Source organism: Ruminococcus sp. AM42-11 (genome assembly GCF_003480145.1).
In the GTDB taxonomy this organism is placed as follows: domain Bacteria; phylum Bacillota; class Clostridia; order Lachnospirales; family Lachnospiraceae; genus Blautia_A; species Blautia_A faecis.
In genome coordinates, this window is record NZ_QUIO01000070.1 from 1 (window position 1) to 9,692 (window position 9,692).

11 protein-coding genes are annotated in these 9,692 nt (G+C 48.8%); all 11 read right to left on the reverse strand.

All coding sequences use genetic code 11. The features are described 5' to 3' along the window. Nucleotides 1-92 precede the first annotated feature (92 nt). Nucleotides 93-1,703, reverse strand: a complete 1,611-nt coding sequence (locus tag DW904_RS21815) for a recombinase family protein (RefSeq protein ID WP_118584236.1) — start codon at nt 1,701-1,703, stop codon at nt 93-95. Between the two features lie 111 nt (nt 1,704-1,814). Further along, the gene (locus DW904_RS21820; RefSeq protein ID WP_002569233.1) at nt 1,815-2,003 is read right to left on the reverse strand and encodes a transposon-encoded TnpW family protein; all 189 of its coding nucleotides are present in this window, start codon (nt 2,001-2,003) and stop codon (nt 1,815-1,817) included. Next, on the reverse strand, nt 2,000-2,854 hold the full coding sequence (locus DW904_RS21825) for an ATP-binding protein (RefSeq protein WP_009255551.1): 855 nt from the start codon (nt 2,852-2,854) through the stop codon (nt 2,000-2,002). The genes DW904_RS21820 and DW904_RS21825 overlap by 4 nt, the downstream gene beginning before the upstream one ends. Next, complete coding sequence (locus DW904_RS21830; protein WP_006555734.1) at nt 2,851-3,600, reverse strand: phage replisome organizer N-terminal domain-containing protein; 750 nt, start codon at nt 3,598-3,600, stop codon at nt 2,851-2,853. Before DW904_RS21830 ends, DW904_RS21825 begins: the two co-directional genes overlap by 4 nt. Next, nucleotides 3,590-3,802 (reverse strand): hypothetical protein, encoded by a 213-nt coding sequence (locus DW904_RS21835; protein WP_058966390.1) that lies wholly within the window; start codon nt 3,800-3,802, stop codon nt 3,590-3,592. Before DW904_RS21835 ends, DW904_RS21830 begins: the two co-directional genes overlap by 11 nt. A 184-nt stretch (nt 3,803-3,986) precedes the next feature. Further along, nucleotides 3,987-5,609, reverse strand: coding sequence for a relaxase/mobilization nuclease domain-containing protein (locus DW904_RS21845; RefSeq protein ID WP_118584237.1), 1,623 nt, complete (start codon nt 5,607-5,609; stop codon nt 3,987-3,989). Then, the gene (locus tag DW904_RS21850; protein WP_015564172.1) at nt 5,581-5,979 is read right to left on the reverse strand and encodes a plasmid mobilization relaxosome protein MobC; all 399 of its coding nucleotides are present in this window, start codon (nt 5,977-5,979) and stop codon (nt 5,581-5,583) included. Before DW904_RS21850 ends, DW904_RS21845 begins: the two co-directional genes overlap by 29 nt. Nucleotides 5,980-6,564: 585 nt before the next feature. Continuing rightward, nucleotides 6,565-6,765: a helix-turn-helix domain-containing protein gene (locus tag DW904_RS21860; protein ID WP_015536790.1), complete on the reverse strand. Its 201-nt coding sequence runs from the start codon at nt 6,763-6,765 to the stop codon at nt 6,565-6,567. Continuing rightward, entirely contained in the window at nt 6,758-7,195 is a 438-nt protein-coding gene (locus DW904_RS21865; RefSeq protein ID WP_118584239.1) for a sigma-70 family RNA polymerase sigma factor, read from the reverse strand. Before DW904_RS21865 ends, DW904_RS21860 begins: the two co-directional genes overlap by 8 nt. A gap of 54 nt (nt 7,196-7,249) precedes the next feature. Continuing rightward, a complete protein-coding gene (locus DW904_RS21870) occupies nt 7,250-8,923 on the reverse strand; it encodes a M56 family metallopeptidase (protein ID WP_020993729.1) in 1,674 nt (557 codons plus the stop codon). Between the two features lie 10 nt (nt 8,924-8,933). Next, on the reverse strand, nt 8,934-9,293 hold the full coding sequence (locus tag DW904_RS21875) for a BlaI/MecI/CopY family transcriptional regulator (RefSeq protein ID WP_008704785.1): 360 nt from the start codon (nt 9,291-9,293) through the stop codon (nt 8,934-8,936). Nucleotides 9,294-9,692: the final 399 nt, after the last annotated feature.

A 9,692-nucleotide genomic window follows, 5' to 3' on the forward strand; every position in this document is an offset into this window, starting at 1 on the left:
TTTACTGATGTGCGATAAAGAAGTAATAGAAGTGTAAAAAATTTTGCCGTTCCTATCCGGCACTTGCGCATTGTGTCGGATAGGTCGGGCGGTTATTCGGGCAAGTCCACCTTGCCAACAAAAGAATAATAAATCTCAATGTCCTGTCTGCGGGTCTTGTTCTCGTCATAGCTGCACTCATGCACAACGATTTTCTCTACAAACTCCCGCAGCAGAGTAGGGGTAAGTTCTTCAAAGCTGGTATGCCGCCGGACAACATTCATAAACTTTTCTGCGTTCACGGTGGCTTCCTGTGCTTTGGAAAGCTCCGCTTGGATAGCGGCGGCTTTTTCTTTCAGTTCCCGTTGCTCTGCTTCATAGTCTGCCGACAGCTCTGTGAAACGCTCGTCTGATATGCGCCCGGTCACGCTGTCCTCATACAGCCGCTTGAAGATAGCGGATAACTCGGCTATGCGTTTCTCGGCGGCTTCCAGTTCCTTTTTCTTGGCGGCGTTCCTTCGCTTGCCCCCGTCCTCGTTCTGCTCAATCAAGAGCTTCATAAACCGGGCTTCATGCTTTGCCGCATAGCTTGTCACTTTCCGCAGATTGGAGAGTACGCCAGCGGTCAAGAGGTCGGTGCGGATAAAGTGCGCCGTACAGTCATGGGTGCGTTTCTTGTAGTTGCCGCAGATATAACAGTCCTGCTTGCGCTTGTCCGTCTGGTATCGCTGCTGATACATGACACTGCCGCAGTCCGCACAGAACAGTATGCCGGAGAACAAGCCCACTTCATCATAGCGGTTGGGGCGTTTGCGCTGCTTGCGAAGTTCCTGCACCCGTTCCCATGTCTGGGTGTCTATGATAGGCTCGTGGTGGTTCTCGAAAATCACTTGCTTTTCCGGGGGATTTTCTACACTGTGCTTGACTTTGTAAGAGAGCTTTTCTGTCTTGAAGTTTACCAGACAGCCTGTGTATTCCCGGTTTTCAAGGATATGCACAACGGTATTGGTCGCCCACTTGCACTCATAGCCGGGGTGGTAGCGGCGGGTGCTGCCCGTCCTACGGTATTCCAGCGTCCCCGGCGTGGGGATTTGCTGCTCTGTGAGCATACGGGCTATCTTAGTCGGACCGTTCCCGGCAAGGCAGAGGTTGTATATCTGCTTGACTACGGGTGCAGCTTCCTCGTCAATAATGAAATTTTCGTCCTCGTCCATGAGGTAGCCATACACAGGCTTGCTTGTGATGGGCTTGCCATTCATGCCTTTTGAGCGTTTTACTGCTTTGATTTTCTTGCTCGTATCTCTCACCAGCCATTCGTTAAAGATATTCCGCAGCGGGGCAAAGTCATTGTCGCCCTGTGCGCTGTCCACTCCGTCATTGATAGCGATGAAGCGGACGCCTTTCTGTGGGAAAATCATTTCCGTGTACATTCCCACTTGCAGGTAGTTTCGCCCTAACCTCGACATATCCTTTACGATAACTGTCCCGACTTTTCCGGCTTCAATGTCCGCAAGCATGGCTTGAAAACCGGGTCTTTGAAAGTTCGCACCAGAATAACCGTCGTCCGTGTACCAGCGCAGATTGGAAAAGCCGTTCTGCTTTGCATAGGTTTCAAGGATACGCTTCTGATTGGAAATGGAATTGCTCTCGCCTTGCAGCTCGTCCTCATGGGAAAGTCTTGGGTAAAGGGCGGTAATTGGTTGTTGGTTGGTCTGTCTTAACATAAAATCCTCCGTTTCCGACAGCCAGCCCCACTATTCCGTACCTTGATTGTACCACATGGGGCGGCTGTCTGTATAGCGGCAAAAGCGTCAAATCTGCTTCTTTATGGTCGGTCAAATCGCCGTTTTTTGTGTAGCAGCTTCCGCTTCCAGCACTTTCATCATCTTGTCGGCGGCGGTGTCAGTTGCGCCCTGCTTGAAGAAGCCGGAAACGGTAAGGACGGAGTTGCCCATGCGGATTTCCGTCACACAGTCCGGGCGGCGGTCTGTTTTGGTGGTGCTTGTCTGTTTCGTTTCTGTCATAGGCTCTCCTTTCGCTGCTTCATCAGTTGCTTTAAGCGTTCCAGCTTTTCCTGTGCGGTTTCCTTTCGGAAGTTGCTGCCCGTGAAGCGGACGGGGGCGCACATGGAAGTCAGCCTGTCATAGATACGGGCGTGGGGCGTGTCCTGCGGGTGCTGCAATTCCTCCAGCGTGAGGTTGGTCGTGGCGATCAGCGGCTTGCCGCTTCGGTAACGGCTGTCAATCACGCTGTAAACCTGTTCCAGCCCGTATTCTGTCCCTCGCTCCATACCAAAATCATCAAGTATCAGCAGGGGGTAGCTGCAAAGGCGGGAAATATATTCGTTCCTGCCCTCAAAGCTGGCGGCAAGGTCACCCAGTATCGTTGCAAAGTTTGTCATGCACACCGGGACTTCCTGCTCCATAAGGGCGTTGGCGATACAGGCGGCAAGGTAGCTTTTTCCCGTCCCCACGCCTCCCCAAAACAGGTAGCCGATATTTTCAGCCTGCATGGTTTCCCAGCTCTCCACATAAAAGCGGGCGGTTTCGGTCTGTGGGTTTCTGCCGTTGTCATGCTCAAATGTCCAGTTCCGCATAGCAGGGTCAGTAAAGCCCCGGCGTTTCAAGTCCTCCACTTTTTCAAGGTGCTTCTGTCGGCTTTCGGCGGCTTGCTGCTTTTCACGGGCTGCCCGCTGGCAGTCGCAGTCTGTTGGGTGGCGGTCACGCCCGAAACAAGTCTTTCCCTCTGCAAAATAGGCTTCTTTGGGCGTATGGCACTTACCGCAGTATAAAAGCCCGTCCTCGCCTGTGTAATCCTCCGCTTCGGTGGTAGTGGTTGTAATGTCCGTAATCATAGCTTCAATCTCGTTTTTCATAAGCTCTCGCCCTCCTTGCATGAATAATCGGGTATGCCCTGTTTCGGGGCAGCCTTGCCTTTGGCAGCGTCCTCCTGCGCCCACTTGTAAATGGTGGCTGCATGGCTGTGGTACTGCTTCCCGGTGGAAGCGATATGGCAGGAAAGCCGGTCAAGGTAATACTCCCACTTGTCGGGCAGCTCTGTTTTCAGCCCGGAAAGCTCTGTATCGGTCAGTATCACATTGTTGTATCTGCCATAAGCAGCGGGGGCGGGGTGTCCCGTTTCTCCCTCTCTCTCTTTTTCTATCTCTATCTCTTTCTCTAACTCTATCTCTATCTCTGGTGGACGAATGTCGGACAAATGTCCGCCTTTTGTCCGGGGCGGTAAAAGTGCCTTGTTTTCCAGCCTTGCAGCCCGTTTCCTCTCGGCTTCGGTAGAGGACTGTCCTATCATCAGCTCAATATCGGTCATATAAAAAGCCCCGCTGTCAAGCTGCTCCACAAGCCCCAACTGCCGGAAAATCTCTAAAGCCCTCTCAACCGTCCCTATCTGGTGGCGGGTCAGCGTCGCTATCATCTGCGCTGTGTAGGGGATATGCTCGTCAAGCTGCAATTTCCCGCCGTTTTTCAGCGATTTTAAGTACAGCTTCAAGAGGATATTGGAGTATAAAATCCCGTCTTTCATATCTTCCAGCAGCACAATGGAGTCGCTGTCAAAAAAGTTCTCTTTCAGCTTGAGGTAGTAATACTTGCGGTTATCTGCCATTGTCCCTGTCCTCCTTTTTCCGGCGTTTGGAGTAGTAGTGGGGGCAGAGTATGATAACCGCCCGGAAGCTCTGCTTGCAGCTATGGGTACAGCCCCGGCAGAGGTCGTTGTATGTGATACGGTCGCAGGTGGTATTCCCGACTTTTACTTGCCGCAGGAAAAAAGACCATTCCAGCCGCCGTTTCTTGCTCATTCTTGGCATGGGTGCGCTCCTTTCTGCCGTTTCCGCTGGTGTGGCGGTATCGGCGGTAATTCTGTATCATCTCGGTATCATTTTCGGGGTTTTTCTGCCCTGTAAGCCCGTTAAAAAATCCTTTGGTATTGCGGATAGGGTGCGGGGCAGCCCCCTTGTTCTGTATGGGTTCGGGTACATTTTGGGGCGGTTTTTATCGCTCCTGTTCCTGCCTTTTCACAGGCTTGCGTTCCCGGCGTAAAATCTGGTCGATATTGCCCTTGACAGTCTGTAAGCGGCGGTATTCCTCCCGTTTTGCCCGGTAATCGTTGTAGCCGCTGTTTTTCTCTTTGATAAGGCTTTCAATCTCTGCTTGCAGGGCTTTATAGCTCGGCAGCTTGGAAATGCCGTTCTCCCTGAAATAGCGGGCGGCTGCGTCTGCTATGATAAAGTCGCTTTCATGCTTCTGTCGGTAGGCTGCTTTTGCCTTGGCGTTTTTCTGCTGTTTCAGCCCGTCCCGGACAGGGCGGGTCTTGGAATAGGCAAGCACCTGCCGTTGCAGCTCCTTTTTCCCGTTCAGTGTCTTTTCCACCTGCTTCAGCTCTGTAAGGCTTTCCCGCATGGCGGCATAGGCGGCAGAACAGGCTTCGTCCAGTTCCTCCGGGGAAGAAAAGCCGTACTGCTGGTAGGCGGTAACGGTAGCTGCCATTTGCTTTAGATTGTGCTTTGACGCCCAGCGGTCATAGCCCACGCCCTTGCCCTCGGCTCGCTTGGCTTCCCGGTCAACCATGCGCTGCAAGGTGTTGTCTGCCGGGGTGGTTTTTGTGGTTTTTTCCCCTTGTAACGGCTTTTTAACTGCGGCAGGATATTCGGGTATGGCTTTGGTCTGTTCGGCGGCTCTGTGGGCGTTCTGCGTGAGCAGGGCAAGGACAGCAGCCTTGTCAAAATCGTCCCCCAGCTTCCGGGCTGTGATAGGCTTTGTCCTGTCCGGTGTGAGGTAGGAAAGCCGCCCCCGGCTCTCCTTGACGGTCACACCCTCCCGCAGCAAAAGGGAAGAAAACTCGTCAAAGCTGCCAGCTTGGGAAAGTGCCTGCCGTATCGTCCGGCGCAGCTTCGCCTTGTCCGTTTCAAACTTGGTGGGCTTGGTCGGCTGTCCTGCGGCTTCTCTGGCAGCGTTCTCTTTATCAAGGGCAAGCTGCCCTTTCTTTGCCGCCCAGTATTCCCGTTCCGTTATCCGTTCCTTGCTGCCGTTCAAAAGATCGATTTGGTAAAGCCCCTCCCGGTGGCACATCTCCATGACTTCACTCTTGAAATATTCCATAGCGGCATTGGTGCAGCGGTGCTTGCAGCCCTCCCGTGTGTCGGCTGGTCTGTCCATGTAGGGCAGAAGCGGGACTTCATAAATCCGCAGGGAGTTGAGGACGATATGCACATGGATATTCCCGCTGTGGTTATGCCCGTCCGGGTGGGTGCAGATTAGGGCTTGGTGTCCGGGGAAATGTGCCTTGCAGAACTGTTCCCCCAGTTCCTGCGCCCGGTCTGAGGTCAAGCCGTTGTCTGTCCCGTCCCGTGGGTCAAAGCTGATGATATAGTGGTGGCTTTTCACATCTTCCCGTTTTTGGTTTTTCTCATAGCGGAGATTAGCCCGCATACAGGCAACAGCGAAATCCTCGCCCCCGCAGTTAAGGGAAGAAATGCGGTAATCCTCCCTCGGTATCAGCCGCCCGTTTTCATCAAGGGTGGGCTTCATGGTAAACTCGTCATGCTCAAATGTGAGGTAGGCTTCCGCTGCGCCATAGTCCGCATTTTTAGAGCTGATATGTTTGAATGTTGCCAACAGCGTCACCCACTTTCTGCAAGACTTCAAACTTTAGGGCAGCAAGGTCGGAAACCGCCGCCCGTACCTCCCCGGCAAGCTGCGGGTAGGGGCTGTGCCACTCGTTCAGCGTCCGGGCTATCTGGTTTAAGTTGCCGCCGATCCTGCCGTATTCGGCGGTCAGCTTCCCGACAGCGGCAAGCAACTCGTCATTGACGGGGGAAACGGTTATGATGGGGCGTATGGCTGCCCCGGTTATGGCTTGCCGGATAAACTCGGCTTGGCTCATGTGGTAAGCAGAAAGCCTTTCCGCAAACTCGGCGTATTCTTCCTCGGTCATGCGTGTCTTGACTACCCGGCTGCGGTGCGGCGTGTTATATCGTTTTCGCATGGTAAAACCTCCTTTCGGCTGTGCGTGGTGTCCTCTCACTAATAGGAGAAAAACAGGGTGTAAAGCGGAACTGTTTTTGAAAAATCCGAAAAATTATTTTGAGGGATTTTTCAGCGGCGCAAGCCGCATAAGCAGGGTTTGGGGAAGGCACTCCCCAACAAGATTCCCGCAGGGGCAAAATGAGCGAAAAGCGAATTTTGGTACTGCGGTAGAATCTTGCTCTAAGAAACTGCCGGACTGCCGTTCACTTCCTACTGCCACTTTTTCAGAAAATCTATAACCAGCTTTTTCATAAAAGGCTGCGGGCTGGCGTTCTTCCTCTTACTCCCTACAACACCGCAAAAAGCAAAAATGACGGACTTTCCGGCAAGAACTTTTCCGGCGGCTCGGTCTTTCCCGACAATAAGGCGTTTCGGAAGCTGCGTTTTGCCCGCTGTCTAAAAAAATGGCAGCCTTTTTAGCTTCAATGTCTAATACGGAACTTTGGGAAATTTGCCAAAAATGGGCGCAAAAAAAGCAGCAAATCTTTTTCGGATTTACTGCTTCATGTGCTGCTGCGGGGCGGCGGGATATTCAGTTTTTATGTTATCGGTCAAGCCGGAACTTGAACAGGCTTTCAATCAGCTTTGTTCTGATGTAGTCCTCCATATCAGAATTATAATAGCCGTTCATTTTGGAGAAATAGCGGATATACCCGGCATATCGGTCAAGGACAGCTTGTATCGCTATGGGGTCGCCCTCATGTGCTTTTATTATCGTGTCATAGGGGAGAAGTAGGCTACTCATGGGACAGCACTTCCATTTCTTCATGCAGCATTTGCAAGGCACTGTGTATGTGATGCCACGCCGTACTCCGGCAGCGTCCGTACAGTTCCCCGATTTCCTGCTGTGTGTAACGCCCGAAAAAATAAAGGTAACTGATTTCCCTCTTTTTCTCTGGCAGAGAGGACAGGGCTTCGGCAAGATTTCCATTTGTGAGGATAACCCTCTGACCGCATATCGTAACAGGGTATTGCTTGTAAGGGTCTATGAAATATGTGTCTGACGTACAAAATGGATAAAACTTTTCTTCTGTGAGATATTCAAAGGATATTTCCCTTTGCCGCCGTTTATCCCTGTCACGCCATGCGTTGATTGCTGCATAGTGTATGACAACTCTGCAAAAGGCATTAAAGGTGTACTCGATATGCTCCTTATATGCTTCTGTGCAAGGCATAAATAGTTCCCCCTTTCTCCCACATAATACGGCGTATGGTTTATAAGACACTTGTTATTTCAAGGTTTCTACTGTGAATGAAGCAGAATTGCCCGAATTATTATCCCGTAAAAGTTTTTGTGCTTCCGCTTCGGAAATTTCCTTAATCTCCATAACTCCATTTTCACTATTTTCAGCAATGGAAAGATATATACTGCCACTGTTATTAAAATAGATGATGGGTTTTTTAGTATCAATGAATATACCAATTATCTGGTCGTTGTAGTACCAATACCCATCTTTTGGGTGATAAACTATGCCATAGGATTCATAATCTTGGAGCGTATTCATGTTTTCTGTCTTATCTCCAGATTCCATGCTGTAAGATTCATGATTTCTAATCATATCTCCATTTTCTGTAGAAGTGCCAGCGGGCATTGATTTAAGTCCTGAATTTTCATACTTTTCTGTATGCCTGTCATAAACTTCTTTTGTGCATTCCCGAATACCAATAAGTTTATCGTTTGTATCCCGTTCCGCTTCAATATCCACTGTTCCCGTAAAGAAATTGGTAAAACTTGCGCCGCCCACTGGGTCATTAAAAAATCGGACAACATTTCCCTTGTAAGTGTAGCACTTGCTATTCTTATCATAAATCAATCCATATTCTTCATATATCCCATAGTCAATATTACCGCCGGGCAGTTCTGCCGCCGTATCGTAATCTGAAGCATTCTCGGAAGCATGTATTGGTTTGTACTCCTGTTCTTCAAAAATTGGATTATTATTAGCTTGGGCGGAAGTTGCAAATGCTGTAGCTACCCCGACAACAATCAGACACGCCAGTACCAGCGAAAAAATAGTTGTTTTTTTTGTTTTCATAATAGCAGTTATCCTTTCTTCGATAGCATTTTTACTAAAGCTGTTACAAAATGGCAATAGCCCACTTTTCGTTGCTTCCATGTTGATAAGCATTAGCGAATAGGCAGATTTTGATTTTTCTCCAAATTGTCGTATGACGCTTTCATCACAAGCCAGTTCTATATCACGGTTAAAAAGAATATACATCACCCACACAAAGGGGTTGAACCAATGAATACAAAGGGCAAGTGTCGCAATCAGCTTTGTTACAGTATCATAGCGATAAATATGCACATATTCATGTGAGAGGACATATTGCAGTTGTTTTTCATTTTTCCAGTCCATTTTTTTCGGCACCAAAATAACAGGACGGAAAATGCCATAAGTTAATGGGGCGGAAATCCTATCAGATTGCTTTACCAAAATTGGACGTTTCAATGGGCGTTCCGCCAGCCACTTTTCTACATAATGGTTGTGGACGGGTAAAGCTGTCCGAAATTCAATCAGACAACGCAAATAGGATATTACAAAAAACAATGCGATAAGTATTATTCCTGCACACCATACAATAAACCACATGGAAACAGATGATAAAATATTCTCTGGCGGCTGTTCTGCTCCCTGTGTCGTAACAAACAGCCCTTGCATAGTGGGAATGTTGTAATCTGTTCCAGCTTCCGGCAATGTTGTAGAAGATATGCTATGAGTTACCAACGTATAAACACTAAACATTGACGGAATCGAAAACGGGATAAGCAGTCTTAATATCACCAATTCCCATAAAACAAGAAAAGTCTTTTTCGGCAGTTTATTGATTGCCACCGCACGGATAATCACTACCGCAGTAATGAAAGCAGCCCCCGAAAAGCTCATTTGCAGTAAATTCATTTACACCACCTCATTCCAAATCTTCCACAATCTGCTTGAGCTTCTGAATCTGTTCAGCGGAAAGCTTTTTTCTGCCTAACAGGGCTGCAAACAGTTTGTCAACTGAACCGTCATAAATCTTGTCAACCAATTCTTTTGTTTCCGCTTCCTGTACTTCTTCTTTGGGAATAAGGGCATGGCACATGAAATTAGGCTCGGAACGTTCAATCGCCCCTTTTTTGATACACCTTTTTATCAGTGTGTAGGTAGTATTCATGTTCCAGCCAATTTCTTTTTTCAGAACGTCGGATATGTGTTTTGCAGTGGTGTCGCCCTCGTTCCAAAGCACACACATTACTTTCAATTCTGAATCGAAAAGTTTAATATCCATTTGTTTCCTCCTTTCCACAAGACCGCAGTAGTTTCTGCTTGATTACACATTACACCTTTCTTAATCGGTTGTCAACACTACCGCAGTAGTGTTAAGAAAAAATTCATAATTTATTTTCTTGAATAGATAATGAAATGAGAGGGCTTCCGCAGCAGTCGGCACTGTGCGTAATGTGCATAACTTGCTATCTTATGGAGTTGTGGGAAAGTCCGTTTGCAGAATGTGGGAAAGCTGCTCTTTAGCTTTTCCATGTTCTGTGAACGGACTTTTCCATAACGGAATAGCAAGTTATACACATTTCCATGGTGCTTGTCGTTTGCTCTTTGGTTCGGAATAGTGTGGTGCTGGCGGTCTATCTCTTGTTTTCGGTTGTTTGCTTCTTTACTGTACATGAGCATT

Bases quoted from the DNA above. Each gene is read 5' to 3' on its own strand.
- DW904_RS21875 (WP_008704785.1), bottom strand. From the start codon at position 9,293: ATGGATATTAAACTTTTCGATTCAGAATTGAAAGTAATGTGTGTGCTT.
- DW904_RS21870 (WP_020993729.1), bottom strand. From the start codon at position 8,923: ATGAATTTACTGCAAATGAGCTTTTCGGGGGCTGCTTTCATTACTGCG.
- DW904_RS21830 (WP_006555734.1), bottom strand. From the start codon at position 3,600: ATGGCAGATAACCGCAAGTATTACTACCTCAAGCTGAAAGAGAACTTT.
- DW904_RS21820 (WP_002569233.1), bottom strand. From the start codon at position 2,003: ATGACAGAAACGAAACAGACAAGCACCACCAAAACAGACCGCCGCCCG.
- DW904_RS21850 (WP_015564172.1), bottom strand. From the start codon at position 5,979: ATGCGAAAACGATATAACACGCCGCACCGCAGCCGGGTAGTCAAGACA.
- DW904_RS21815 (WP_118584236.1), bottom strand. From the start codon at position 1,703: ATGTTAAGACAGACCAACCAACAACCAATTACCGCCCTTTACCCAAGA.
- DW904_RS21860 (WP_015536790.1), bottom strand. From the start codon at position 6,765: ATGAGTAGCCTACTTCTCCCCTATGACACGATAATAAAAGCACATGAG.
- DW904_RS21865 (WP_118584239.1), bottom strand. From the start codon at position 7,195: ATGCCTTGCACAGAAGCATATAAGGAGCATATCGAGTACACCTTTAAT.
- DW904_RS21825 (WP_009255551.1), bottom strand. From the start codon at position 2,854: ATGAAAAACGAGATTGAAGCTATGATTACGGACATTACAACCACTACC.
- DW904_RS21835 (WP_058966390.1), bottom strand. From the start codon at position 3,802: ATGCCAAGAATGAGCAAGAAACGGCGGCTGGAATGGTCTTTTTTCCTG.